Genomic DNA, 25389 nt, shown 5'->3' on the forward strand with positions numbered 1-25389 from the left:
CACGATTTTGTGGCGCAGGGCGAATACAGTAAACCCCGCGCAATGATCTGTCTTGACTTTGTCTGACCTGCTTTCTGTACTTTTTTAACATCGAAATCAGGAGCGGTCCGACAAACGGAAGAGACAGGACTCGGATCAGGCGACCTGAACCGGAATGGCGTTGCTGGTGTGGCTCAGTTCATTGCCCGGCGCCATGTAGAGCATGCGCGGCTTGAAGTTGAGCAGCTCGGCTTCGCTGTAATGGGCGTAAGCGCAGATGATCACGCGATCGCCAACCTTGGCCTTGTGCGCGGCGGCACCGTTGACCGAGATCATGCGTGAACCTTCTTCACCCCGGATGGCGTAGGTGGTGAAGCGCTCACCGTTGTCGACGTTGTAGATCTGGATCTGTTCGTACTCACGGATGCCGGACAGGTCCAGCCATTCACCGTCGATGGCACAGGAGCCTTCGTAATCGAGTACAGCGTGGGTGACTTCGGCGCGATGCAGCTTGGCTTTGAGCATGATGGCGTGCATGAGTGTTTCCCAGGTCGGAATCGAACGGCGGGCAGTTTGCCCGAAGGCTTAAGAGGCAGCAATACAGTCTGTTTGGGCGCAGAAGCCCCACTGTGGGAGCGGGCTTGCTCGCGAAAGCGGTGGGTCAGTCAACATCTATGCTGAATAACAAACCGTATTCGCGAGCAAGCCCGCTCCCACATTTGTTTTGTGGTGTTCAGGCTGGGGTGTCGAGGTTCAGGTGCAGGTTGTCGATCAACCGTGTCGTACCGAGGAACGCCGCCACCAGAATCACCAGGTCGCGATCCTGCGCCGTCGCCGGGCGCAGGGTCCGTGCATGGCGGATTTCCAGATAATCAGGACGCAGGCCAGCCGTTTCGAGCTGTTTGATCTGCGTTTCGATCAGCGCCGGGTAATCGCGTTCTCCCTGCTTGATCGCCTCACCGATCGCATTCAGCGTGCGGTAGACCACCGGTGCTACAGCACGTTGCTCTTCGCTGAGGAAACCGTTGCGCGACGACAGCGCCAGGCCATCGGTTGCGCGAACAGTGGGCTCGCCGATGATCTGGATCGGCATGTTCAGGTCATGTACCAGCGCGCGAATCACCGCCAGTTGCTGAAAGTCTTTCTCGCCGAAAATCGCCAAGTCCGGCTGGACCATGTTGAACAGCTTGCTGACCACCGTCGCCACGCCTTCGAAATGCCCCGGGCGGCTTGCGCCGCACAGGCCTTCGGACAATTGCGGGACACTGACGCGGGTCTGGCCGGCCATGCCGTCGGGATACATCTCCTCGACGGTTGGCGCGAACAGCAGGTGGCAGCCGGCCTGGAGCAGTTTTTCCTGGTCGGCGGCGAGGGTGCGCGGGTATTTGTCGAGGTCTTCGCCAGCACCGAATTGCAGCGGGTTGACGAAAACACTCGCGACCACGAAGTCCGCCCGTTGGGAGGCTTTGGTCACCAGCGCAACGTGGCCGCTGTGCAGGTTGCCCATGGTCGGCACAAAGGCAATGCGCTTGCCTTCGCTACGGGCACGGGCCACGGCGGCCCGCAGTTCGCGTACGGTTTTTACGGTGTTCATGCAGAGAATCCGTGTTCGATACCAGGGAAAGTCGCCGCCTTGACTTCAGTCACGTAGGCATTCAATGCAGCTTCAATGCTGGTCTGGCCAGTCATGAAGTTCTTCACGAATTTTGGCACGCGGCCGGTAATGGACAGCCCCAGCATGTCGTGCAGAACCAGCACCTGGCCATCGGTGCGATTGCCGGCGCCAATCCCGATCACCGGAATCTTCACCGCCTGGGTGATTTCTTCTGCCAGTTCGCTCGGGACGCACTCGAGCAGCAGCATGGCCGCGCCAGCCTGTTCCAGGGCGATCGCGTCGGCACGCATCTGCCGCGCCTGGTTTTCATTGCGCCCCTGGACCTTGTAGCCGCCAAGGATGTTCACCGACTGCGGCGTCAGGCCCATGTGCGCGCAGACAGGAATGCCGCGCTCGGCCAGCAGGCGAATCGAGTCGGCCAGCCACAACGCGCCTTCAACCTTGACCATGTGCGCGCCGGCCTGCATCAACAGGGCGCTGTTGGTCATGGCTTGTTCGGTGGTGGCGTAGGCCATGAAAGGCAGGTCGGCGAGGATCAGGGCATCGCTGTTACCGCGTTTGACGGCAGCCACGTGGTAAGCCATTTCTGCGGTGGTGACAGGCAAGGTGCTGTCGTGGCCCTGCAAAACCATGCCGAGGGAGTCGCCCACCAGCAGCACTTCGACGCCGGCCTGGTTGCAGGCGTGGGCGAAGGTTGCGTCGTAGCAGGTCAGCATGGTGATCTTTTCACCTTTTTGCTTCAGACCTTGCAGGGTGGTCAGGGTGATGGCTGGCATGAAAAGTTCCTCATTCAGGCGCTGTGGAAACTACTGCGAGTAACGCGCGTGATTCTTCGTTGAATACAGGCGCACGCTCTTTCGTCGTGCTTTTAAGGCCTGGATTGCGCCCTTGAACGCCGTGTTGGCGGCAGCGGGACGCCTATAGTCGTGAGGAGAACGAGGGAAGTCAATTGCGTGTGTTACCGCATTGTTACGGGTGGGGTGTTACCGGAGTAACTGATGCGATTCAGCAGCAGATCTTGTGCCCGACACAAATCCAATGTGGGAGCGGGCTTGCTCGCGAAGGCGGTGTGTCATCCAGAATCAATGTTGGCTGAAACACCGCTTTCGCGAGCAAGCCCGCTCCCACAGGGGATTTCGGTCAATTTTGGGGCAGGCGTTCCAGGCCGACGAACGGGCATGCCTTGAGCAGTTCGGCCAAGGTCCGGCCATCGGCCAGCTGCAGATCGGCAGGTGCCAGTTCGGCCAATGGATATAGCACGAAGGCCCGTTCCTGCATGTGATAGTGGGGAACCTTGAGGCGCGGTTCGTCGATCAAGCGATCACCGAACAGCAAGATATCGAGGTCCAGCGTACGCGGTCCCCAGCGCTCAAGGCGCTCGCGACCCTGGCCGTTTTCGATGGCCTGCAAGGCATCCAGCAGTTCCAGGGGCGCCAGCGTACTGTCGAGCGCGGCCACCGCATTGGTGTAGCGCGGTTGTCCGGGAAGCAGCGAGTCGCTTTGATAAAACGCAGAAACTCCGACCAGGCGGGATTGCGGCAAGGACGCCAGTGCCTCGGCAGCGCTGCGCAATTGTTCGGCAGGGTCAGCCAGATTGCTGCCCATGCCGATGTAGATGCGTTCCATGGATTACTCGCCCGTGGTGCTCGAAGCACCGGCGGCGCGCTTGCGCTTGGAACCACCGCTGCGGCGACGCTTGCGCGGGGCGCCGGTGCCTTCTTCCTTGCCGCTGAGGTCGCGGATCATGTCGCGGCGCTCGCTTTCATTGGCGTCCTGATAGTCGGTCCACCATTCGCCGAGGCCGTCAGTCTGCTCGCCTGCACTCTCGCGCAACAGCAGGAAGTCATAGCCGGCGCGGAAGCGCGGATTGTCCAGCAACAGATCGGCACGCTTGCCGCTGCGGCGCGGCAGGCGTTCCTGCATGTCCCAGATCTCGCGGATCGGCATGGTGAAGCGTTTCGGAATCGCGATCCGCTGGCACTGTTCGGCAATCAGCTCATGCGCCGCTTCCTGCATCGCCGGAATCGGCGGCATGCCACGCTCCTGCAGGCGCAGGACGCGCGCCGGCAGGGCAGGCCAGAGCAGGGCCGCAAACAGGAACGCCGGGGTGACCGGTTTGTTCTGCTTGATCCGCAGGTCGGTATTGATCAGGGCTTCGCTGATCAGGGTGTGGGTGTAGGTCGGGTTGTATTCCAGTGCTTCGGCGCTGGCCGGGAACAGTGGATCGAACAACTGCAGGTCGACCAGCATTTCAAACGTATCCGCGGCGTGGCCGGAGAGGAACAGCTTGAGCACTTCTTCGAACAGGCGAGCCGACGGGATCTCGCGCAGCATCGGCGCCAGGTCGCGGATCGGCAGGGCACTGTGTTTTTCGATACCGAAGTTCAACTTGGCGGCGAAACGCACGGCCCGCAGCATGCGTACCGGGTCCTCCTGGTAGCGTTGCTTCGGATCGCCGATCAGGCGGATCAGGTGATTGCGGATATCGTGTACGCCGTTGGCGTAGTCGAGGATGCGCTCGCTGACCGGATCGTAATACAGGGCATTGATGGTGAAGTCGCGGCGTTGCGCGTCTTCTTCCAGGGTGCCATAGACGTTATCGCGCAGGATGCGCCCGCTTTCGTTGCGCGAAGACTGGTTGCTGTCTTCCTCGTCTTCGTTTTGCGGGTGATTGGCGCGGAAGGTCGCGACTTCGATGATTTCGCGGCCGAAATGGATGTGCACCAGTTTGAACCGGCGCCCGATGATTCGCGCGTTACGGAATTCGGCCCGTACCTGCTCGGGGGTGGCGCTGGTGGCAACGTCGAAATCTTTCGGTGTAATGCCCAGCAACATGTCGCGCACGCAGCCGCCCACCAGGTAAGCCTGATAACCGGCGCTCTGCAGGCGTTCAACGATATTCACCGCGTAGCGGCTGAATTGCGCCTTTTGCAGCGAGTGTTGGCCGCTGTTGAGCACTTCAGGCGTGCTGCGAATGTGTTGCGTAGGACGCTTGGGAGAACGGAATGACTGGAACAGCTTCTTCAGCATGGGATGCACTGTTTGAAGGAATATTCGGCCATAACAGAAGAATGACCGCATGATGGGCGGGGATTCTAGCATTTAGTCGGGGGATGGTGTAGGACACAGCAGATATGAGCTGTAGGTCCGTAGGAGCGAGCTTGCTCGCGATGGACGTGAGCGATGACGCGTTCAGCCAGATACCCAACTGCGCCTTCAGGTTATTCGCGAGCAAGCTCGCTCCTACAGGTACAGGTACAGGAAGTGGGTGTGGGGCTTGAATCGTAGAAACTACAAGGGGAGCCGAAGCTCCCCAAGAAGTAGTTGCATGCTCTATTTTTATTGTTGGTTTCGGGCTTTTTGTTTTTGTTAAGTGCCCTTGTCATGAAGCTTTCCTTCATGACCCTCCCAATCGGGAGCCAAGAGCAAACGGATTGCTTTGGTCGCTGAATTGCAGTGATCTTTCGATCCAACCAGTACAGGCTCTGTCTTAGGACAGTTTTTGTTGTTCTCGGCCTGGTCGTGGGGCAAGCCCCAAATACAACGCCTCTCCAAAAGAATCAGTTAGCTGCGCCTCTCGCCGTCTTGTTTTTATTGTGCGTGAGTCGATTCGTCTTATTTTTATTGTCTTGTGCATTGCTTGTTATTGTTCTTGTACCAAACATATAGCAGGGTGCGTGCCAACTTTTGCGAAACCCAATAAAACAAGGGGTTAGGCCGGCTGCCAGGCATTTCGAAGGCGAAAAAAAGCCGGGGCTTCGTTACCGTAAGCCCCGGCTTCTGTTACGTGAAAAAGCTGAGGTAACAGTTTTTTTCACAATGTCACGTGTTACCCGCACATGAGACAGGTGGGGTTCAGCTTTCGCTGGCCACCCCGGTCTTGCGCCGCGGGATGCCCAGGCGCTGACGGCGTTCCCACAGGCATTTGCGGCTGACCCCGAGTTTGCGGGCCAGCTCGGTTTCAGTCATGTGGTCCTGGTGTTCGAGGACGAAATGCTGGAAGTAGTCTTCCAGGGAGAGGTCTTCGGTCGGTTCGTGGTTGCTGTTACCAGCGTTGCCGTTGCCCTGTTGGGGCGGCAGGCCAATGAATTCGTCATCTTCCAGGTCGCCCAGTTCGATGTCGATGCCCAGCAGCTCGGCGGAGATTTCCGGGCTTTCGCACAGGATAACCGCGCGCTCGACGGCGTTTTCCAGTTCGCGAACGTTACCCGGCCAGGAGTAGTGACGAATGGCTTGCTCGGCATCCGCGGCGAACTTCAGGTCGGTGCGGTTGATCCGCGCACTTTGCCGCGCCAGGAAGGCGTTGGCGATTTCGTTGACGTCCGCACCGCGTTCGCGCAGGGCGGGCAGCTTCAGCGCAATAACGTGGAGGCGGTAATACAAGTCTTCGCGGAACTGGCCGATCTTCGCCAGGCTCTTGAGGTCGCGGTGAGTCGCGGCGATCAGACGCACATCGACTTTTTGCGACTGCACCGAACCTACGCGACGAATTTCGCCTTCCTGCAATACGCGCAGCAGGCGAGCCTGGGCTTCCAGCGGCAGTTCGCCAATTTCGTCGAGGAACAAGGTGCCGCCGTCCGCCGCCTCCACCAGGCCGGCGCGCCCGGCGCTGGCGCCGGTGAATGCGCCTTTTTCGTGGCCGAACAGTTCGGACTCGATCAGGCTTTCCGGAATGGCTGCGCAGTTCACCGAAATCATCGGTGCCTTGGCGCGTCTGGACAGGTTGTGCAGGGCGCGGGCCACCAGTTCTTTACCGGTGCCCGATTCGCCCTGGATCAGCACGTTGGAATCGGTCGGTGCGACTTTGCGGATCTTGCCATACAGGTCCTGCATCGGCGGGCATGAGCCGATAATGCCGATTTCACCATTGCTGTTGTCGGCGCCGGATTTCGCTGCACCATTGGCGGCTTTGCCGGCAACCGCTTCACCACCGGCGGCTTGTGCCGTTTGTCGGTCACGCAGGATTCGTGCGGCGGCTTGCAGCATTTCGTCGTGGTCGAATGGCTTGGCAATGTAATCCACCGCACCCATTTTCATCGAGTCGACAGCCGAGCGCAGGCTCGCGTAGCTGGTCATGATCAGCACCGGCGTACCTTGGGCGAGCTTGATCAACTCTGTGCCAGGCGCGCCCGGCAAGCGCAGGTCACTGACGATCAGGTCGAACGAGGGAATGGTGAAGCGTTCTTGTGCTTCCTGCACTGAACCGGCTTCGCTGACCTGGTACTGGTTACGTTCCAGCAGGCGGCGTAAGGCGGAGCGGATAATGGTTTCGTCTTCGACGATCAAAATGTGCGGCATTGATTCGATACTCTCGACGGTCTCAGTTCACAGCGGACGTCGCTTCGACATGACGCGGCAAGGTAACCCTGATTCGGGTGCCGCGTTGGCTTTGAACATCAGCCGGGCTGTCGATGGTGATTTGTCCATAATGCTCTTCAACGATGGAATAGACCAGTGCAAGGCCCAGACCGGTGCCTTCGCCAGGGTCCTTGGTGGTGAAGAAAGGTTCGAACAATCGGTCCATGATGCTCGACGGAATACCGCTGCCTTCGTCCTCCACGATCAGATCGACCGTGTGTTCGCCGGCTTCGCTCTTGACCCGTACCGCACTGCCGGGAGGCGAAGCGTCACGGGCGTTTGAGAGCAGGTTGATCAACACCTGGGCCAGCCGTTGCGGGTCGCCTTCGACCCAGTGCTCGGGGTCGCACAGGTTGTAGAATTGCACTTCGAAATTGCGTCGGTTCAGCGCCAGCAGGCCGATGGCATCCTGAGCTACTTCGGCCAGACAGACGGGCTCGTCGCTGTGCTGATGGCTGCCGGCATGGGCAAAGCTCATCAGCGACTGGACAATGCGCGACACGCGCTTGGTCTGCTCGAGGATCTGGCCGCTGATCTCCTTCAGCTCGCCGTCTTCCTCGCGTTCTTCGCGCAGGTTCTGCGCCAGGCACGCGATACCGGTGATCGGGTTGCCGATTTCATGGGCCACGCCGGCTGCCAGGCGACCGATGCTCGCCAGACGCTCGGAGTGCACCAGTTTGTCCTCGAGCATCTGGGTTTCGGTCAGGTCTTCCACCAGCAACACCAGGCCGCTGTTGCCCGGTGCCAGGGGTTCGTCGATTGCCGCTTTGTGCAGGTTCAGCCAGCGTGTCTGGCCGTCGAGGGCCAGGTGCTGCTTGTGCAGGTGCTCGTCCGGCAGATTGATGAAACCCTGCAGCAGTTCTTTCCACGGATCGGCAATGGTGCTCAGGCGCGAACCGACCACACGCTGCGCGGCGATGCCGGTCAGCTCCTCCATGGCTTTGTTCCACATGAGGATTTCCTGATCCTTGGCCAGCGAGCACACGCCCATCGGCAATTCCTGCAGGGTCTGGCGGTGATAGCGACGCAGGGCATCGAGTTCGGCGGCCAGACCGGTCAGGCGCGAGTGGTAGTCCTCGAGACGGCTTTCGATGAAGTGAATGTCTTCGGTCACGTAGTTTTCGCCACCTGCCTTGTAAGGCAGGAACGTCTCGACCATGTCCTGGGCCACGCTCGGCCCCATCAGGCCGGAGAGGTTGGCTTCGATGCGGTCACGCAAGCGACGCAGGGCATAGGGTCGGCGTTCGTCGAATGGCAGGTACAGATCGCGTAATGCCTGTTCGACTTCTTTCTGCGCCGCTTTTGCCCCCAGCGGTTTTGCAAGCTGCGTGGCGAACTCCTGTGGCGAGGCAGCGTGCAGTTCGCGGCGTTGCGGGCGGCGCACGTTATCCACGGCGCAGGCTTCGGCAGCGCTGGCCTCTTCGGTGCTGGCGTTGGTGAACAGCGAGATCAGGGTGAACATCAGTACGTTGGCCGCCAGCGAGGCAATCGCCGCCATGTGCCAACTGGTGTCGTCCAGCACATAGATCATGTTCAGCAGCGGAATGTAGAAGCCCTGCAGGTTGCCGACCAGCGGTAACAACATGGTCACCAGCCACACCAGTATCCCCGCCAGCAAGCCGGCGATGAAGCCGCGACGGTTGGCGGTCGGCCAGTACAGGACCGAGAGCACGCCCGGCAGGAACTGCAACGTGGCGACGAACGCGACGATGCCAAGGTTGGCCAGGTCCTGTTCGGCACCGAGCATCAGGTAGAAGCCGTAGCCAGCCATGATGATCGCGACAATCAGCGCCCGGCGGGTCCACTTCAGCCAGCGGTAGATATTGCCTTCAGCGGGTGGCTGATAAAGCGGCAGCACCAGGTGGTTCAAGGCCATCCCGGACAGCGCCAGCGTGGTGACGATGATCAGGCCGCTGGCGGCGGACAGCCCGCCGACATAGGCCAGCAGCGCCAGCGCCTTGCTGTTGGCGGCGATGCCGATGCCCAGGGTGAAGTATTCCGGATTGGTGGTGGCGCCCAGTTTCAGGCCGGCCCAGAGAATCAGCGGCACCGCGAGGCTCATCAGCAGCAGGAACAGCGGCAGGCCCCAGCTCGCACTGACCAGCGAACGCGGGTTGAGGTTCTCGGTGAAGGTCATGTGATACATGTGCGGCATCACGATCGCCGAGGCGAAGAACACCAGCAACAGGGTGCGCCACGGGCCTTCCTGCAAAGGCGTGTGCAGGGCCGCGAGCGCGGTCTGGTTTTGCAGCAGCCACAATTCAAGCTGTTGCGGGCCGTCGAACACGCCGTAAAGCGCATACAACCCGACACCGCCGAGGGCGATCAGCTTGATCACCGACTCGAAGGCAATCGCGAACACCAGACCTTCATGTTTTTCCCGGGTGGCGATGTGGCGGGAGCCGAAGAAAATCGTGAACAGTGTAATCAGTGCGCAGAAACTCAAGGCCACGCGATGCTGTACCGGCTCGCGGGTGAGGATGCCGATGGAGTCGGCGACCGCCTGAATCTGCAGGGCCAGCAACGGCAATACACCGACCAGCATGAAAATCGTGGTCAGCGCTCCGGCCCAGGTGCTGCGGAAGCGGAAGGCGAACAGGTCCGCCAGGGACGACAGTTGATAAGTGCGGGTGATCTTCAGGATCGGATAAAGCAACACCGGCGCCAGCAGAAAGGCCCCGGAGACGCCCAGGTAGCTCGACAGAAAACCGTAGCCGTACTGATAGGCCAGGCCCACGGTGCCGTAAAACGCCCAGGCACTGGCATAGACGCCCAGTGACAGGGTGTAGGTCAGCGGGTGGCGAATGATCGCTCGGGGAATCATGCCCCGTTCACTGACCCAGGCCACACCGAACAGCACCGCCAGGTACGCGGCGCTGATCAGGATCATCTGGGTCAGGCTAAAGCTCATCGGCATCTTTTTGGCTCTGCAGGATGAAGGTCACGACGATCAGAATCAGCCAGAGCAGATAAGGGCGATACCAGGCGCCAGTGGCGTCGATCCACCAATCCATGATGGCCGGGGAAAACAGGTAAATGCCCACTACCAAAAGCAGGACCAAGCGATAGATGTACATCCCGGCCTCTCTTTTTTATGTGCATGCCCGAAAACGTGCGGCGATGGTAACGGATGGGCGCGCCACTGCAAGTACGATCACAGCAGCTGTGCCTCGGGCAGGCTCAGTGTGCGCGGGATCAGCGAGGCATCCCAGTGGGCAATGCCCCAGTTCAGCACTTCCCGTGGCGTGGCGTAAATCAGTTCGGTTCCCGGATTCTGTCCCAGCGCGCGCAGCGCCCGCAGTAACAGAGGCGTTGCCTGATCCTCGGTCAACGGCGGTGAACGGTAGGATTTACCGAGTTTATGGCCATCAGGCTGAGTAATCAGCGGGATATGCAGATATCGCGGTTGCGGCAGGCCGAGCAGTTCTTGCAGGTACAGCTGGCGGGGCGTGGAGTCCAGCAGGTCGGCACCCCGAACGATATCGGTGATGCCTTGCCAGGCATCGTCCAGGACCACGGCCAGTTGATAGGCGTAGAGCCCGTCGCGGCGGCGGATCACGAAATCGCCGACTTCCCGGCCCAGGTGCTGGCGGTACTCGCCCTGTACCCGGTCGAGGAAGTGGTACTCCAGCTCAGGTACGCGCAGGCGGATGGCGGCATCATCGGCGCCATGGCCCGCATTGCGGCACAACCCCGGATAAATCCCGTGATACGGTTCCAGCTGTTTGCGCGAACAGGTGCAGGCGTAGGCCAGGCCGTGATTGAACAGGCGATTGAGCACCTCGGCGTAGGCGTCGTGCCGCTCGCTTTGGCGAACCAGGTCGCCATCCCACTCGAAGCCATAGCTTTCCAGGGCCTTGAGAATGGCGGCCTGGGCACCGGGTTCCTCGCGGGGCGGGTCAAGGTCTTCCATGCGCATCAGCCAGCGTCCGCCCACAGAGCGCGCATCGAGGTAGGAGGCCAATGCGGCGACCAGCGAGCCGAAGTGCAGATGGCCACTGGGCGTGGGGGCGAAGCGCCCGATGTAGGTTGTGATGGCGGTCATGAGCAAGATATTACGTAGTGGCGATTTTGTAGGAGCCGGCTTGCCGGCGATGGCGTCTTTGAGATCGCTATCGCCGGCAAGCCGGCTCCTACAGAGATCATGAATGTCAGAAACAAAAACGGAGCGTTCGCACGCTCCGTTCTTCGTTCAAGCCGCAATTATTTGCCGACTTGCTTTTCCTTGATTTCCGCCAGGGTCTTGCAGTCGATGCACAGGTCGGCGGTAGGACGCGCTTCGAGGCGCTTGACGCCGATCTCGATGCCGCAGGATTCACACCAGCCGTACTCTTCGTCTTCGATCAGCTGAAGGGTCTTGTCGATCTTCTTGATCAACTTGCGTTCACGATCGCGGGCACGCAGTTCGAGGGCGAACTCCTCTTCCTGGCTGGCACGGTCTGCCGGATCAGGAAAGTTGGCCGCTTCGTCCTTCATGTGGTCCACGGTCTTGTCGACACCTTCCATCAGCTCTTTTTTCCACTGATTCAGGACCTTGGTGAAGTGCTTGCGCATGGGTTCGCCCATGTACTCTTCGCCAGCTTTCTGAACATAGGGCTCGAAGCCGCTGATTGCCTGGTTTTGCTGCTTTGCTTGGGTGGACATGAAATAGACCGCCTCTACTCTTGTAATCCATCTGCGCAGGATTGCTCCATCACCGGCACCTGCCGGCCCTGCGGCTGCAAGCGGGCGAACTTACCAGATCAACTCGGGCCGCGCTACTCCCGGATGTCGAGCTTGCGGCTGATGGTGCTTGCCAATGATGACAAACCGTTGTCTGGCGGCTCCGGAACCCTGCTCAACTATTGATTTTAGTCAAACCTTGCGCACACGCTTGAATCGTTTGTGGTCGGGGTTATAAGCCCTCTGACCGCTTTAGGTTCTCGCTCGTTCCTGGGCTTGGGTAGAATCGGTTTTTTTCCCCGTTGAAGGAAGGCCAATGGCTCAGCCCTACAGTGCCCGCAGTCGCGCGATCGAACCTTTCCATGTCATGGCGTTGTTGGCGCGGGCCAATGAGTTGCAGGCCGCCGGCCACGATGTGATTCACCTGGAAATCGGCGAGCCGGACTTCACCACCGCCGAGCCGATCATCCAGGCCGGCCAGGCTGCGCTGACAGCGGGGAAGACCCGTTACACCGCCGCGCGCGGCATCCCGGAGCTGCGTGAGGCCATTTCGGGCTTTTATCAGCAGCGTTATGGCTTGAACATCGACCCTCGACGCATCCTCATCACACCCGGCGGGTCCGGCGCGCTGCTGCTGGCCAGTGCTTTGCTGGTAGACCCCGGCAAGCACTGGTTGCTGGCGGACCCGGGCTACCCCTGTAACCGGCACTTCCTGCGACTGGTCGAAGGCGCGGCACAATTGGTGCCGGTCGGTCCGGAGGTGCGTTATCAATTGACGCCTGGCCTGATCGAGCGTCATTGGGATCACGACAGCGTGGGTGCATTGGTGGCGTCGCCGGCCAATCCGACCGGCACGATCCTGACCCGCGACGAGCTGGCGAAGCTGTCTGTCGCGATCAAGGAGCGCCACGGTCATCTGGTGGTCGACGAGATTTATCACGGCCTGACCTACGGCACCGATGCGGCCAGTGTGCTGGAAGTCGACGACAGTGCCTTCGTGCTGAACAGCTTTTCGAAGTACTTCGGGATGACCGGTTGGCGGTTGGGATGGCTGGTCGCCCCGGACGCTGCCGTCGGTGAGCTGGAAAAGCTCGCCCAGAATCTCTACATCAGTGCTCCAAGCATGGCGCAGTACGCCGCGCTGGCCTGTTTCGAGCCGGCAACCATCAGCATTCTCGAAGAGCGCCGCGCCGAATTTGGCCGGCGTCGGGATTACCTGCTGCCGGCCTTGCGTGAATTGGGCTTCGGCATTGCCGTGGAACCGGAAGGGGCATTCTACTTGTACGCCGATATCAGCAAGTTCGGCGGCGATGCCTTCGCGTTCTGTAAGCATTTTCTCGAGACCGAGCATGTGGCCTTCACCCCGGGGCTGGATTTCGGGCGTTATCAGGCCGGGCATCATGTACGGTTCGCCTATACGCAAAATCTCGAGCGGTTGCAGGAAGCGGTCGAGCGCATTGCCCGTGGGTTGCGGAGCTGGCAAGGCTGATGCGATTTCATCCCCCCCTCGAAGAAGGTCGCCTGATTCGACGCTACAAGCGTTTTCTCGCCGATATCGAAACCGTTGACGGCGAGTTGCTGACCATTCACTGCCCGAATACAGGTTCGATGCTCAATTGTCAGGTGGAAGGCGGGCAGGTCTGGTTCAGCCGCTCCAACGACCCGAAACGCAAGTTGCCCGGTACCTGGGAGATCGGCGAAACCCCGCAAGGGCGGCTGTTTTGTGTGAACACCGCCCGCGCCAATGGTTTGATCGAAGAGGCGCTACGAGCGGGCATCATCACGGAATTGAGCGGCTTTACCGGGCTCAAGCGTGAAGTGGCTTATGGTCAGGAAAACAGTCGTATCGATTTCCGGCTCGATTACCCCGAAGGGCCTGCCTACGTCGAGGTCAAAAGCGTGACCCTGGGTTTCGACGGTACGGCGGTGGCGGCGTTTCCCGATGCGGTCACCCAGCGTGGCGCCAAGCATCTGCGGGAGCTGGCCCACTTGGCCAGGGACGGTATTCGCGCGGTGCAGTTGTACTGTGTTTGCCTGACCGGCATCGAGGCCGTGCGCCCGGCGCAGGAAGTCGATGCGGCTTATGCACAGGCCTTGCGTGAGGCCATTGAGTGTGGGGTCGAGGTGCTGGCTTACGCTGTGAGCTTGAATCACCAGGAAATGCTGGTCGACCGGCGTCTGGACGTGTTGCCGGGCGGCTAAAGACTGATCCAGATCCCTTGTTCATTCTCTCGGCAGGTCACTCTGGTCAAGGCTTGCCCCGCGCACGGGCCGGCAACGCATTCACCGTCTTCGATCAGGAACAGTGCGCCATGGGTGGCGCACTGGATCAGGCTGTTGCTGGGGTCGAGAAACTGGTCGGGATGCCACTCCAAAGCGACGCCCCGGTGCGGGCAGCGATTGATGTAGACATGGACCTGACCGCTGCGGCGCACCGCAAAAAGCCTTTGGCCGTCAATGTCGAAACCGCGACTGCTGTCATTGACCAGTTCGGCACCTGCGCAAAGCAACTTCATCTCTATCCTCAGTCCCGCAGCTCGTGATCGGATAGGTCCGAGCTTGACGGTTAAATGCGATCAATTGGCCGTCTTGCCCGCCGGGGACAAGTGCCTATCGTCGAGGATACTTGGCCTGACCATTCGATGCCCGGGAAACTGACATGCGTCTGACCACCCAGTGGTAATCGGCATGGCACATCCATCGCCAGATCCCGTCAGTACTTTTCCACAGGCAAAAAAAGACCCGGCAAGAGCCGGGTCAAATAACCGTGATTAGCCTGATGAGGAGATAATCTGAGAGTCCGAACCAAGGGCTTTTCAGAATATCGACCAGTCTCGCGACCAGTTGTGATAATCATATCGATTCTCATTACCAAGTCAACCGCTGTTTTTTGATTTCTTGGCGATTCGCCGAATTTACTTCTGCAGGCCCCGTAATCATTGGGTTTCAGGTTGCAAAGCTTTTGAAATATTTGTCGGATCAGTTCTTGTGGCGTGAAGAAATGGCTTCCAGTTGTTTGTTCAACGCTTCCTTGCGCTCGGCGGGGATGTCATTCCAGTGAACGTCCATCAGGGCGCCTTCAATTGCGTACAACAACACCTTGGACGCCCGAAAACCGCGCGTACGCACGGCCCGATAAGCATCCACCGCCCCGAGGCGACGCAAGTCCGATGCGCTATGGATGCCCACGGCATGCAGCCATTGCGCTGACGTCTTGCCAAGATTCTTCAGGTGTTGCAGTTCATCATTCATCAAGCCTCCTTGCGATGGCCGAATGGAGAGCGTGGGCAATCTTCTGAGGAGTGTAGCCATCAGTAGGAAAAGCGTGATTGTTTGCTCGTTTTCGACGCAAATGCTTCTAAGAGAAAAGTGTTGGCTGGGGAGGAAGTGGGCGAGCGCGCAAGAAAGGCAGGGGGAGTAATCAGGGGTGGCGAGTGAATCTCCCCGCAGTCCAGCGCAATGGGGCACTGGACGTGTCAGCCAGCCATGGTGATCAACGGGTGCGGTAGCGCAATCGTGTGCCGAAGTTCATCGACATGAGGACTTCGTCGGCACTCAGTTCCACTGGAAAGTAGGTACCGGAGATTTGCGCGTGGGCCAGGCTCGCGCCTTCCAGGTTCGCTTTGCGAAAGTCGATGCCGCGCAAGTCGGCGGAACGGAAGTAGGCATCGCTGAAGTCCACACCGTCGGCATTCAGTTCACGCAGGTCCAGCCCCCGGAAATCTCCACCCACCATGTCGATGGGGCCATCCTTGGGGCGCTCACTGTTGAAGCCTCTGATGTCGTCCTTGTGCAGCAGGGCATAAAGCGGAGTGTCGAGAAGTTTTGGCTGGCTCATGTCGCATCACCTGATGGTTTTATGACGCCAGTATAGTGCCACTGTTTAGCAGCCGTGAGGCCAGCGAGGGCCTCACGACTGAAATAGTTTTTACAGGCCCGGCAAGCGCTGGCGAATCTGTTCGACAACGGTATCCAGGGTCCCGCTTTCGTTGGTCTGGACGCGCTTGCTGCAGAGGATTTCTGCGGGGGTCAGCGCTTCACGGCTGGCTTGTTGGGCTTCGATCACGGCCAGAGTGGCGTCGGACGGGTCCTTCTTGTCCGCCTGGCGTGCGGCCAGCCAGCTTTCGATCACGGCCTGTGGTGCATTGCAGTCGAGGATCAGGAAGGGTGCACCTGTGGCCTCGGCCACCTTCGCCGCACTGTCACGCTGCTCACGCTTGAGGTAAGTGGCGTCGACCACCACCGGGAAGCCCGCACGCAGAATGACGTCGGCGATTTCGTGCAGGCGGGCATAGGTCGCCGCGCTGGCGTCGGTGCTATAGATGCCGGCCTGTACATCATTTTCGACGGTTTGCTCGCCGAACAGGCGCTTGCGCTCGACATCGGAGCGCAGGCGAATCGCGCCCAGGGCTTCGACCAGGCGCATGGCGACATGGCTCTTGCCGACAGCGGAAACACCGTGGGTAATGGCCATGAAGCGCGAAGGAATGGTGCTGTAGCTTTCGGCCAGGTTGGCGTAGTTGCGGTACTGGCGCAGGGTCGTGGCGCGCTGCACCGCAGTGGCGTCGGCCGGCATGCTGAACAGGGCGACCTTGGCGCGAACCAGTGCGCGGTAGGCTTTATAGAAGTTCAGCAGCTCGAGGCCGCGATAGTCGCCGGTCAGCTCCAGGTACTGGCTGACGAAACGGCGCGCCAGGCACTTCAGGCCGCGATCTTCCAGGTCCATCGCCAGGAAGCCGGTGTCGGCATAAACGTCGGTAAAGCGGAACGGTTCGTTGAATTCGATGCAGTCGAAGATCACGACCTTGCCGTCGATCACGGTTGCGTTACCCAGGTGGATGTCACCGTGGCATTCACGAATGAAGCCTTCGGCCTTACGCTGGGCGAGCAGTGGTTTGAGGCGCTCGAAGCTGCTTTCGGCCCAGGCTTGCAGGGCGTCGAGTTGCAACAGGTCGGCTTTATCGCTGAGGAACGGATGGATCTGTTCGAAGTTCTGCCGTACCGGCGCCATGACGCTGTCCGGGGTGCCGGCTTCGTGCCCGGCCGGCACTTTGGGGGCGTTGAGGTGGAAGCGGGCGATTTGCTCGGCCATCTCGTCGATGTGCGCGGTGGTCAATTCACCATTGGCTTGCAGGGTGCTCAATAGTCCGCTTTGCGGGAACTGGCGCATCTTCAGCAGATATTCGATGGCTGGCCCTTCGCCGCCCAATTGCGGAGCCTCGGCGCTGCCGGTGACGGGCAACACTTCCAGGTACAAGTCGTCGGTCAGGCGCTGGTTCAGGCGCAGCTCTTCAGCGCAAAAATGTTCGCGAGCCTCAAGGCCGGTAAAGTCGAGAAAACCGAAGTTGACCGGTTTCTTCACTTTATAAGCGAAGGGGCCGGTGAGAATGACCCAGGAGATATGGGTTTCGATGACCTGGAATCCTTCTACCGGGTGCGGGTAGAGGGCAGGGTTTTGCAGGGCAGCGATCAAGGTCTGGCTCACAGGCGATCCTTCAGAGTCTGGAAAATCAAGGCGGTCATTATGGCTGCAAGTCCGCTTGACGCAAACCTCGGAGCGCTCCTGTTGAGTATGAATAAAGTGCGTATAATCCGCCGCCATGACTCGTACTCGAACTCCCCGTACCCCCAAAAAACCACCCTCCAGGGGCCTGCGCCCGTGGCTGGGCTGGGCCATTAAACTCAGTCTGGTCGGCCTGGTAGTGCTGGCCGGATTCGCCGTTTACCTTGATGCAATCGTCCAGGAGAAGTTCTCCGGCAAGCGCTGGACGATTCCGGCCAAGGTTTACGCACGTCCCCTCGAGCTGTTCGTCGGACAAAAGCTGAGCCGGGATGATTTCCTGACCGAGCTCGATGCCCTGGGTTATCGCCGTGAAAGCGTGGCCAACGGTCCGGGCGCGGCGTCGGTCAACGGCAATACCGTTGACCTGAATACCCGTGGCTTCCAGTTCTATGAAGGCATGGAGCAGGCGCAACCGGTGCGGGTGCGTTTCTCCGGTGATTACGTGGCCGAGTTGGCGGGGGCAAAAGGCTCGAAACTGTCGGTGGTGCGCCTGGAGCCGCTGCTGATCGGTGGCCTGTACCCGAAAAACCTCGAAGACCGGATTCTGATCAAGATCGATCAGGTGCCGCCGTATCTGCTGGAAACGCTGGTGGCTGTCGAGGACCGCGATTTTTATCATCACTTTGGTGTTTCGCCGAAGTCGATCGCCCGGGCGATCTGGGTCAACGGTTCATCCGGCCGCATGCGTCAGGGCGGCAGTACCCTGACTCAGCAGTTGGTCAAGAACTTCTACCTGACCAACGAGCGCAGCCTGAGTCGCAAGCTCACCGAAGCGATGATGGCGCTGCTGCTTGAACTGCATTACGACAAGCGCGAAATCCTTGAGGCTTACCTCAACGAAGTGTTTATCGGGCAGGACGGTCAGCGCGCGGTGCACGGTTTCGGTCTGGCCAGCCAGTTTTTCTTCAGCCAGCCGCTGGCCGAACTCAAGCTGCATCAGGTCGCACTGCTGGTGGGGATGGTCAAGGGGCCGTCTTCCTATAACCCGCGCCGTTATCCGGAACGTGCCCTTGAACGGCGCAACCTGGTACTCGATGTACTGCAGGAGCAGGGCGTCGCGACTGCCGAGCAGGTTGAGGCGGCGAAGAAAATGCCGTTGGGCGTGACCAAGCGCGGCAGTCTGGCGGACAGCTCGTTCCCCGGCTTCCTCGATCTGGTCAAGCGTCAGTTGCGCGAAGACTATCGCGACGAAGACTTGACCGAAGAAGGCCTGCGCATCTTCACCAGTTTCGACCCGATCCTGCAGATGAAGGCTGAAGCCTCGGTCAACGACACCTTCAAGCGCCTGGCCGGGCGCAAGGGTTCCGATGACGTCGAGGCGGCCATGGTCGTGACCAACCCGGAGACCGGCGAAGTACAGGCCATGATCGGCAGTCGCCAGGCCAGTTTTGCCGGGTTCAACCGGGCGCTGGATGCTGTGCGGCCGATCGGCTCGTTGATCAAGCCGGCGGTGTACCTGACCGCGCTGGAGAAGCCGAGCCAGTACACGTTGACCAGTTGGCTGTCGGACGAATCCTTCTCGGTCAAGGGCGCCGACGGCCAGGTCTGGAAGCCGCAGAACTATGATCGTCGTTCTCACGGCACAGTCTTCCTCTATCAGGGGCTGGCGCATTCCTACAACCTGTCGACCGCGCGTCTCGGGCTGGCGGTCGGTGTGCCGAACGTCCTGAAGACGGTGGAACGCCTGGGGGTATCTCGTGAATTCCCGGCCTTCCCGTCGATGTTGCTCGGCGCTGGCGGGATGACGCCCATCGAAGTGGCGACCATGTACCAGACCCTCGCCAACGGTGGCTTCAATACGCCGATGCGCGGGATTCGCAGCGTGCTGACGGCCGAAGGCGAGCCGCTCAAGCGTTATCCGTTCCAGATTCAGCAGCGTTTCGATCCGGCCTCCATTTACCTGATCCAGAGCGCCATGCAGCGCGTGATGCGAGAAGGTACCGGCAGCTCGGTCTATAACGTGTTGCCAAGAACGCTGAACCTCGCGGGTAAAACCGGCACCAGTAACGACTCGCGAGACAGTTGGTTTGCCGGTTTCAGCCAGGATTTGCTGGCGGTGGTCTGGCTGGGGCGCGATGACAACGGCAAGACGCCATTCACGGGTGCCACCGGGGCCCTGCAGGTCTGGACCAGCTTCATGCGCAAGGCCGACCCGTTGCCGCTGGACATGCCGCAGCCGGATAATATCGTTCAGGCCTGGGTGGATTCGCGAACCGGGCAAGGTTCTGACGCCGGTTGCCCCGGTGCCGTGCAGATGCCGTATATTCGCGGCAGCGAACCGCCTCCCGGCGCCGCTTGCGGTGGTGAAAGCCCTGCCGAGTCGGTGATGGATTGGGTCAAGGGCTGGATGAATTAAGCAAAGAGGGTTTCAAGTGAACAAGTGGTTGATTCCAGCGGTTGCCGCCGTAGCTTTGCTCAGCGGTTGCTCTACCGTCCAACGTGGTTCGATTCCGGTTGTGGATTCCGGCACCGCGGTCTCCAACAGTGAGCGGATCTCGGCCAATGGCGGCTTCCGCCAGACAACCGTCAAGCGCCCTGCGCAAGGTCAGTCGCAGACCCAGGCGATTCCGCAAGGTGACAGCGGCGTCGTGGTGATGGTGCCAGGCGCGGCAACGACTTCAACGCCAATCAGCACCACGCCTATTACCCCGGGGCCGATCACGCCGGGGCCGATTGACACGTCGCCGGTACAGTCGGCGCCGATCAATCAGGGCAGCTACAGCATGCCGTCTTCGCCAAGCGGGATTCCGTCGGCCAGCTCGGGCGGGCTCTCCGCCGACGAGCAACTGGACGGCCCGGTACTGGCTTTGCTGACCACCGCTCAGCAGCAACAGGCGAGCGGTGATCTCAACGGTGCCTCTTCCAGCCTTGAACGCGCCCAGCGCGTTGCTCCGCGGGAACCGCAGGTGCTGTACCGTCTGGCGCAGGTGCGGATGGCTCAAGGCGATGCAGCCCAGGCCGAGCAGTTCGCTCGCCGTGGGCTGACGTTGGCCAATGGGCGTCCGGCCCTTCAGGCCAACTTGTGGGAGCTGATTGCCCAGGCCCGTGAAAAGCAGGGTGACGCCCAGGGCGCGGCACTGGCGCGCCAGAAGGCCAAGGTAACGCTGTGATGGATGCGCGCTTTCTGAAAATCGCCGATCAACTGCTGTTGATCGAGCGCGAGTTGCGGGTGCAAGGCTGGTGGGATGAAGTCTCGCCATCGGCCGAAGCGCTTTCCAGTGTCGAGCCGTTTTCGGTCGATACACTGGATTTCGAGCAATGGCTGCAATGGATCTTCCTGCCGCGCATGAAGATGATCCTCGAGCAGGATTTGCCGCTACCCAATGCTTCGGGCATTCAGGAAATGGCTGAAATGGTCTTTGCCGGACGCAATGTCCAGGGCAAGGATCGGCAGTTGCAGGTATTGCTCAAGCAGTTTGATCAGTTGATCACCGCCTCTCGCTGAGCCAGAAACTGCCAGCGTCCGCTGGCAGTTGTTCACAATCTCTCTCTATTTTGTCGGCCGCTGCAGGGTAAGTGCATGCGCGTGCCAATTTTTTGCCAAAAGTTGCGCAATCGAAGCTAACACAGGGCGGATTTACGGGTTTTTTCTTGCGTTCTCATGTGCTTAGTAGAATAAAGCTCATAGACGACTTGACTTGCGAAGGGCGAAACAGAAGAATCCAAAGTCCGCTGTACAGGGACTGCCAGAAGCAGACCCTCTCAGCAGATCATGAGGCGCATATCCGCGTCGACCTGTTACACCCGCAACGCGTTACCTCGCGCTGGGTGGGAAAGCCCCGCAACACTTGGGACGATCCCAATACTTGCTCAGTCAGTGCTGACGTAGTCGGCGACCACCGTCGCTCATGCTCTGCTGAGAAGTAAACCTATTAAGACCCGTCCCATTTTTCGTGGGCGGTATTCTGGCGTTTTAGAGGTGAGCAACGTGGAGCTTTTATCTGGCGGTGAGATGCTCGTCCGCTTTTTGCGCGACGAAGGCGTCAAATATATCTACGGGTACCCGGGTGGTGCTCTTCTTCATGTCTACGATGCCCTGTTCAAAGAACCGGAAGTGACCCACATCCTGGTTCGTCACGAGCAAGCGGCTACCCATATGGCTGACGGCTACGCCCGTGCCACCGGTAAAGCCGGTGTGGTACTGGTGACTTCCGGGCCGGGCGCGACAAACGCCATCACCGGTATTGCCACGGCCTACATGGACTCCATTCCGATGGTGGTCATTTCCGGCCAGGTGCCGAGCACCATGGTTGGCACCGACGCATTCCAGGAAACCGACATGATCGGTATCTCCCGGCCGATCGTGAAACACAGCTTCATGATCAAGCACGCGTCGGAAATCCCGGAAGTCATGAAGAAAGCCTTCTACCTGGCGCAATCCGGTCGCCCTGGTCCGGTCGTCGTCGATATTCCGAAAGACATGACCAACCCGGCCGAGAAGTTCGAATACGTCTTCCCGAAAAAAGCCAAGCTGCGTTCCTACAGCCCGGCTGTTCGCGGTCACTCCGGTCAAATCCGCAAGGCGGCAGAAATGCTCCTGGCGGCCAAGCGTCCTGTGTTGTACTCGGGCGGCGGCGTGATCCTCGGCGGTGGTTCCGCACCACTGACCGAACTGGCCAAGATGCTCAACCTGCCAGTGACCAATACCCTGATGGGCCTCGGTGGCTACCCAGGCACCGACCGTCAGTTCATCGGCATGCTTGGCATGCACGGCAGCTACACCGCCAACCTGGCGATGCACCATGCTGACGTGATCCTCGCTGTCGGCGCGCGTTTCGACGACCGTGTCATCAACGGCGCGTCGAAGTTCTGCCCGAACGCCAAGATCATTCACATCGACATCGACCCGGCTTCGATCTCCAAGACCATCAAGGCCGACGTGCCTATCGTGGGTCCGGTCGAGAGTGTCCTGACCGAAATGGTCGCGATCCTCAAGGAAATCGGCGAGACCCCGAACAAGGAGTCCGTTGCCAGCTGGTGGAAGCAAGTCGATGAGTGGCGCGGTGATCGTGGCCTGTTCCCTTATGACAAGGGCGACGGCAGCGTCATCAAGCCGCAGGCCGTGATCGAAACCCTGTGCGAAGTGACCAAGGGCGATGCCTTTGTAGCCTCCGACGTGGGTCAGCACCAGATGTTCGCGGCGCAGTACTACACGTTCAACAAGCCGAACCGCTGGATCAACTCCGGTGGCCTGGGCACCATGGGCTTCGGTTTTCCGGCGGCCATGGGCATCAAGTTGAGCTTCCCGGATGACGACGTCGTTTGCGTCACTGGGGAGGGCAGTATCCAGATGAACATTCAGGAGCTGTCGACCTGCCTGCAATACGGTTTGCCGGTCAAGATCGTCATCCTGAACAATGGTGTGCTGGGGATGGTTCGCCAATGGCAGGACATGAGCTACGGCAGCCGTCACTCTCATTCCTATATGGAATCGTTGCCTGACTTCGTCAAACTGGCAGAGGCCTACGGTCACGTTGGCGTGCGTATCACCGATTCGAAGGACTTGAAGTCGAAGATGGAAGAGGCGTTCGCCATGAAAGATCGTCTGGTGGTGATCGACATTTCGGTCGACACCAGCGAGCACGTCTATCCGATGCAGATCAAAGACGGCTCCATGCGCGATATGTGGCTGAGCAAGACGGAGCGTACTTAATCATGCGGCACATTATTTCCTTGCTTCTGGAAAACGAACCCGGCGCTCTGTCTCGCGTGGTTGGCCTGTTCTCGCAGCGCAACTACAACATCGAAAGCCTGACCGTGGCCCCAACCGAAGACCCGACCCTGTCGCGTCTGACGCTGACCACTGTCGGTCACGATGAAGTCATCGAGCAGATCACCAAGAACCTGAACAAGCTGATCGAAGTGGTAAAACTGGTCGACCTGTCGGAAAGTGCTCACATCGAGCGCGAACTGATGTTGGTCAAGGTCAAGGCCACCGGCGCCCAGCGCGCCGAGATCAAGCGCACTACCGATATTTACCGTGGGCAGATCGTCGATGTCAGCGCCAGCGTGTATACCGTTCAACTGACCGGTACCAGCGACAAGCTCGACAGCTTCATTCAGTCCATCGGCACCGCCTCGATTCTGGAAACCGTCCGTAGTGGCGTGACCGGCATTGCCCGCGGCGACAAAGTACTCAGCATCTAAACCAAATTAGCGAACGGCCTGAACGGCCTGATATAGGGGAAATTCATGAAAGTTTTCTACGATAAAGACTGCGACCTGTCGATCATCCAGGGCAAGAAAGTTGCCATCATCGGTTACGGTTCCCAAGGCCACGCTCAGGCGTGCAACCTGAAAGATTCCGGCGTTGACGTGACTGTAGGTCTGCGTAAAGGTTCGGCTACCGTTGCCAAGGCAGAAGCCCACGGCCTGAAAGTGACCGACGTTGCTTCGGCTGTTGCAGCGGCCGACCTGGTCATGATCCTGACCCCGGACGAGTTCCAGTCCTCCCTGTACAAGAACGAAATCGAGCCGAACATCAAGAAAGGCGCCACCCTGGCCTTCTCCCACGGCTTCGCGATCCACTACAACCAGGTTGTGCCGCGCGCTGACCTCGACGTGATCATGATCGCGCCGAAGGCTCCTGGCCACACCGTACGTTCCGAATTCGTGAAGGGCGGCGGTATCCCTGACCTGATCGCTATCTACCAGGACGCCTCGGGCAACGCCAAGAACGTTGCGCTGTCCTACGCTGCCGGCGTTGGCGGCGGTCGTACCGGCATCATCGAAACCACTTTCAAGGACGAGACCGAAACCGACCTGTTCGGCGAGCAAGCCGTTCTGTGTGGCGGTACCGTTGAACTGGTAAAAGCCGGTTTCGAAACCCTGGTTGAAGCTGGCTACGCGCCAGAAATGGCCTACTTCGAGTGCCTGCACGAACTGAAACTGATCGTTGACCTCATGTACGAAGGCGGTATCGCCAACATGAACTACTCGATCTCCAACAACGCCGAATACGGCGAGTACGTGACCGGCCCGGAAGTCATCAACGCCGAGTCCCGTCAGGCCATGCGCAACGCCCTGAAACGTATTCAGGACGGCGAATACGCCAAGATGTTCATCAGCGAAGGCGCTACCGGCTATCCTTCGATGACCGCCAAGCGTCGTAACAACGCCGCTCACGGTATCGAAATCATCGGCGAGCAACTGCGCTCCATGATGCCGTGGATCGGTGCCAACAAGATCGTCGACAAAGCCAAAAACTAAGTCACGCCCTTGTACGAAAAACGCGGCTTAGGCCGCGTTTTTTCGTTTGGGAGACCGGTTCTGGTATAAAGCTGCATCGTTTGCGGCCGAACCGTCGTCCCAGACACCTGTCCAAACTTTCCACCCCGTTGCAAGGTAATGTCCATGAGCGAACGCCCCGAAGAGCCAAACCAGGCTTCTGACGCCGAAAGCCTGCTGCCCATCGATGAACATGTCGAGGAGGGCCATGACGCTGAAGGTCGTAAAGTCCGGCATCGTGGTATCTATCTTCTGCCGAACCTGTTTACCACTGCGAACCTGTTTGCAGGGTTTTACTCCATCATCAACTCGATGAGCGCCCAGGCGGCCCTGAGTGCGGGTGACTCGGCCAATGCGAGCAAGTATTTCGCGTTTGCGGCCATCGCGATCTTCGTTGCGATGGTGCTCGATGGCCTTGATGGGCGCGTTGCCCGTATGACCAATACGCAGAGCGCCTTTGGTGCCGAGTATGACTCGCTGTCGGACATGGTTGCCTTTGGTGTCGCACCGGCATTGCTGGCCTTCGGTTGGGCACTGGGCGACATGGGCAAGGTTGGCTGGATGGTCGCCTTCATTTATGTCGCGGGTGCGGCGCTGCGTCTCGCACGTTTCAACACTCAGGTCGGTACGGCGGACAAGCGCTACTTTATCGGCCTGGCCAGCCCGGCCGCGGCGGGTGTTGTTGCAGGCATCGTCTGGGCATTCAGCGATTACGGCATTCAGGGCTCGAAGATGTCCTTCCTGGTTGCGCTGATGGTAGCTGCGGCCGGCATGCTAATGGTCAGCAACATCAAGTACAACAGCTTCAAGGAGCTGGACCTGAAAGGGCGCGTGCCGTTCGTTGCGATTCTCGCTGTGGTGCTGGTGTTTGCGGTGGTGTTCAGTGATCCGCCGCGCATCCTGTTGCTGGTGTTTCTCGCCTATGCAGCCTCCGGCCCGGTTCAATACCTGTTACGTCTTCGCCGTAACAAGAGCGCGTAATTTC

23 protein-coding genes are annotated in these 25389 nt (G+C 59.6%); 9 read left to right on the forward strand and 14 right to left on the reverse strand.

The features are described from left to right. Positions 1–135: 135 nt before the first annotated feature. The 10 genes from panD to dksA form a co-directional block, all read right to left on the reverse strand. A complete protein-coding gene (gene panD, locus AB7M25_RS04850) occupies positions 136–516 on the reverse strand; it encodes an aspartate 1-decarboxylase (protein ID WP_003228271.1) in 381 nt (126 codons plus the stop codon). A gap of 196 nt (positions 517–712) precedes the next feature. After that, positions 713–1573 (reverse strand): pantoate--beta-alanine ligase, encoded by an 861-nt coding sequence (gene panC, locus AB7M25_RS04855; protein WP_429383727.1) that lies wholly within the window; start codon positions 1571–1573, stop codon positions 713–715. After that, positions 1570–2370 (reverse strand): 3-methyl-2-oxobutanoate hydroxymethyltransferase, encoded by an 801-nt coding sequence (panB, locus tag AB7M25_RS04860; protein WP_095965623.1) that lies wholly within the window; start codon positions 2368–2370, stop codon positions 1570–1572. Before panB ends, panC begins: the two co-directional genes overlap by 4 nt. 364 nt (positions 2371–2734) lie before the next feature. Next, positions 2735–3220 (reverse strand): 2-amino-4-hydroxy-6-hydroxymethyldihydropteridine diphosphokinase, encoded by a 486-nt coding sequence (folK, locus tag AB7M25_RS04865; protein ID WP_454237031.1) that lies wholly within the window; start codon positions 3218–3220, stop codon positions 2735–2737. Between the two features lie 3 nt (positions 3221–3223). Beyond that, positions 3224–4624 (reverse strand): polynucleotide adenylyltransferase PcnB, encoded by a 1401-nt coding sequence (locus tag AB7M25_RS04870; protein WP_007971107.1) that lies wholly within the window; start codon positions 4622–4624, stop codon positions 3224–3226. Positions 4625–5449: 825 nt separating this feature from the next. Next, positions 5450–6892, reverse strand: a complete 1443-nt coding sequence (locus AB7M25_RS04875) for a sigma-54-dependent transcriptional regulator (protein ID WP_429383722.1) — start codon at positions 6890–6892, stop codon at positions 5450–5452. Positions 6893–6914: 22 nt separating this feature from the next. Then, positions 6915–9869: a sensor histidine kinase gene (locus AB7M25_RS04880; RefSeq protein ID WP_429383720.1), complete on the reverse strand. Its 2955-nt coding sequence runs from the start codon at positions 9867–9869 to the stop codon at positions 6915–6917. Then, a complete protein-coding gene (locus tag AB7M25_RS04885; RefSeq protein ID WP_003176118.1) occupies positions 9853–10029 on the reverse strand; it encodes a hypothetical protein in 177 nt (58 codons plus the stop codon). Before AB7M25_RS04885 ends, AB7M25_RS04880 begins: the two co-directional genes overlap by 17 nt. A 77-nt stretch (positions 10030–10106) precedes the next feature. After that, on the reverse strand, positions 10107–10997 hold the full coding sequence (gluQRS, locus tag AB7M25_RS04890; RefSeq protein ID WP_429383718.1) for a tRNA glutamyl-Q(34) synthetase GluQRS: 891 nt from the start codon (positions 10995–10997) through the stop codon (positions 10107–10109). A 158-nt stretch (positions 10998–11155) separates the two neighbouring features. Continuing rightward, entirely contained in the window at positions 11156–11596 is a 441-nt protein-coding gene (gene dksA, locus AB7M25_RS04895) for an RNA polymerase-binding protein DksA (protein WP_007971100.1), read from the reverse strand. Between the two features lie 334 nt (positions 11597–11930). Between dksA and AB7M25_RS04900 the strand changes: the two genes are divergently transcribed. Continuing rightward, positions 11931–13103 (forward strand): pyridoxal phosphate-dependent aminotransferase, encoded by a 1173-nt coding sequence (locus tag AB7M25_RS04900; RefSeq protein WP_429392121.1) that lies wholly within the window; start codon positions 11931–11933, stop codon positions 13101–13103. Next, entirely contained in the window at positions 13103–13816 is a 714-nt protein-coding gene (sfsA, locus tag AB7M25_RS04905; protein WP_429561313.1) for a DNA/RNA nuclease SfsA, read from the forward strand. The genes AB7M25_RS04900 and sfsA overlap by 1 nt, the downstream gene beginning before the upstream one ends. On the opposite strand, the gene AB7M25_RS04910 is transcribed toward sfsA, so the two are convergent. The 4 genes from AB7M25_RS04910 to AB7M25_RS04925 all read right to left on the reverse strand — a co-directional run bounded on the left by AB7M25_RS04910 (position 13813) and on the right by AB7M25_RS04925 (position 17099). Then, complete coding sequence (locus AB7M25_RS04910) at positions 13813–14130, reverse strand: Rieske (2Fe-2S) protein (protein ID WP_429561314.1); 318 nt, start codon at positions 14128–14130, stop codon at positions 13813–13815. The genes sfsA and AB7M25_RS04910 overlap by 4 nt on opposite strands. A gap of 463 nt (positions 14131–14593) precedes the next feature. Further along, entirely contained in the window at positions 14594–14866 is a 273-nt protein-coding gene (locus AB7M25_RS04915) for a TfoX/Sxy family protein (RefSeq protein ID WP_007971093.1), read from the reverse strand. Between the two features lie 241 nt (positions 14867–15107). Continuing rightward, the gene (locus AB7M25_RS04920; RefSeq protein WP_454237032.1) at positions 15108–15452 is read right to left on the reverse strand and encodes a pentapeptide repeat-containing protein; all 345 of its coding nucleotides are present in this window, start codon (positions 15450–15452) and stop codon (positions 15108–15110) included. 90 nt (positions 15453–15542) lie between these two features. Further along, positions 15543–17099, reverse strand: coding sequence for a bifunctional aminoglycoside phosphotransferase/ATP-binding protein (locus tag AB7M25_RS04925; RefSeq protein ID WP_454237033.1), 1557 nt, complete (start codon positions 17097–17099; stop codon positions 15543–15545). A 115-nt stretch (positions 17100–17214) separates the two neighbouring features. Between AB7M25_RS04925 and mrcB the strand changes: the two genes are divergently transcribed. The 7 genes from mrcB to pssA all read left to right on the forward strand — a co-directional run bounded on the left by mrcB (position 17215) and on the right by pssA (position 25385). Continuing rightward, positions 17215–19533, forward strand: a complete 2319-nt coding sequence (gene mrcB / locus AB7M25_RS04930; RefSeq protein ID WP_116581779.1) for a penicillin-binding protein 1B — start codon at positions 17215–17217, stop codon at positions 19531–19533. Positions 19534–19549: 16 nt separating this feature from the next. Next, positions 19550–20287, forward strand: coding sequence for a tetratricopeptide repeat protein (locus tag AB7M25_RS04935; protein ID WP_104451439.1), 738 nt, complete (start codon positions 19550–19552; stop codon positions 20285–20287). Beyond that, entirely contained in the window at positions 20287–20622 is a 336-nt protein-coding gene (locus tag AB7M25_RS04940) for a YqcC family protein (protein ID WP_104451440.1), read from the forward strand. Before AB7M25_RS04935 ends, AB7M25_RS04940 begins: the two co-directional genes overlap by 1 nt. A gap of 483 nt (positions 20623–21105) precedes the next feature. Beyond that, a complete protein-coding gene (locus AB7M25_RS04945) occupies positions 21106–22830 on the forward strand; it encodes an acetolactate synthase 3 large subunit (RefSeq protein WP_015096847.1) in 1725 nt (574 codons plus the stop codon). A 2-nt stretch (positions 22831–22832) separates the two neighbouring features. Further along, the gene (gene ilvN, locus AB7M25_RS04950) at positions 22833–23324 is read left to right on the forward strand and encodes an acetolactate synthase small subunit (RefSeq protein WP_003176102.1); all 492 of its coding nucleotides are present in this window, start codon (positions 22833–22835) and stop codon (positions 23322–23324) included. Positions 23325–23369: 45 nt separating this feature from the next. Further along, positions 23370–24386, forward strand: a complete 1017-nt coding sequence (gene ilvC, locus AB7M25_RS04955; protein WP_003228216.1) for a ketol-acid reductoisomerase — start codon at positions 23370–23372, stop codon at positions 24384–24386. Between the two features lie 144 nt (positions 24387–24530). After that, on the forward strand, positions 24531–25385 hold the full coding sequence (pssA, locus tag AB7M25_RS04960) for a CDP-diacylglycerol--serine O-phosphatidyltransferase (protein WP_007971084.1): 855 nt from the start codon (positions 24531–24533) through the stop codon (positions 25383–25385). Positions 25386–25389: the final 4 nt, after the last annotated feature.

The organism is Pseudomonas sp. AP3_22 TE3818 (assembly GCF_053628995.1).

Bases quoted from the DNA above. Each gene is read 5' to 3' on its own strand.
- AB7M25_RS04885 (WP_003176118.1), bottom strand. From the start codon at position 10,029: ATGTACATCTATCGCTTGGTCCTGCTTTTGGTAGTGGGCATTTACCTG.
- panD (WP_003228271.1), bottom strand. From the start codon at position 516: ATGCACGCCATCATGCTCAAAGCCAAGCTGCATCGCGCCGAAGTCACC.
- AB7M25_RS04880 (WP_429383720.1), bottom strand. From the start codon at position 9,869: ATGCCGATGAGCTTTAGCCTGACCCAGATGATCCTGATCAGCGCCGCG.
- mrcB (WP_116581779.1), top strand. From the start codon at position 17,215: ATGACTCGTACTCGAACTCCCCGTACCCCCAAAAAACCACCCTCCAGG.
- ilvC (WP_003228216.1), top strand. From the start codon at position 23,370: ATGAAAGTTTTCTACGATAAAGACTGCGACCTGTCGATCATCCAGGGC.
- AB7M25_RS04940 (WP_104451440.1), top strand. From the start codon at position 20,287: ATGGATGCGCGCTTTCTGAAAATCGCCGATCAACTGCTGTTGATCGAG.
- folK (WP_454237031.1), bottom strand. From the start codon at position 3,220: ATGGAACGCATCTACATCGGCATGGGCAGCAATCTGGCTGACCCTGCC.
- AB7M25_RS04920 (WP_454237032.1), bottom strand. From the start codon at position 15,452: ATGAGCCAGCCAAAACTTCTCGACACTCCGCTTTATGCCCTGCTGCAC.
- ilvN (WP_003176102.1), top strand. From the start codon at position 22,833: ATGCGGCACATTATTTCCTTGCTTCTGGAAAACGAACCCGGCGCTCTG.
- AB7M25_RS04870 (WP_007971107.1), bottom strand. From the start codon at position 4,624: ATGCTGAAGAAGCTGTTCCAGTCATTCCGTTCTCCCAAGCGTCCTACG.
- pssA (WP_007971084.1), top strand. From the start codon at position 24,531: ATGAGCGAACGCCCCGAAGAGCCAAACCAGGCTTCTGACGCCGAAAGC.
- gluQRS (WP_429383718.1), bottom strand. From the start codon at position 10,997: ATGACCGCCATCACAACCTACATCGGGCGCTTCGCCCCCACGCCCAGT.
- dksA (WP_007971100.1), bottom strand. From the start codon at position 11,596: ATGTCCACCCAAGCAAAGCAGCAAAACCAGGCAATCAGCGGCTTCGAG.
- AB7M25_RS04915 (WP_007971093.1), bottom strand. From the start codon at position 14,866: ATGAATGATGAACTGCAACACCTGAAGAATCTTGGCAAGACGTCAGCG.
- panC (WP_429383727.1), bottom strand. From the start codon at position 1,573: ATGAACACCGTAAAAACCGTACGCGAACTGCGGGCCGCCGTGGCCCGT.
- AB7M25_RS04910 (WP_429561314.1), bottom strand. From the start codon at position 14,130: ATGAAGTTGCTTTGCGCAGGTGCCGAACTGGTCAATGACAGCAGTCGC.
- panB (WP_095965623.1), bottom strand. From the start codon at position 2,370: ATGCCAGCCATCACCCTGACCACCCTGCAAGGTCTGAAGCAAAAAGGT.
- AB7M25_RS04900 (WP_429392121.1), top strand. From the start codon at position 11,931: ATGGCTCAGCCCTACAGTGCCCGCAGTCGCGCGATCGAACCTTTCCAT.
- sfsA (WP_429561313.1), top strand. From the start codon at position 13,103: ATGCGATTTCATCCCCCCCTCGAAGAAGGTCGCCTGATTCGACGCTAC.
- AB7M25_RS04875 (WP_429383722.1), bottom strand. From the start codon at position 6,892: ATGCCGCACATTTTGATCGTCGAAGACGAAACCATTATCCGCTCCGCC.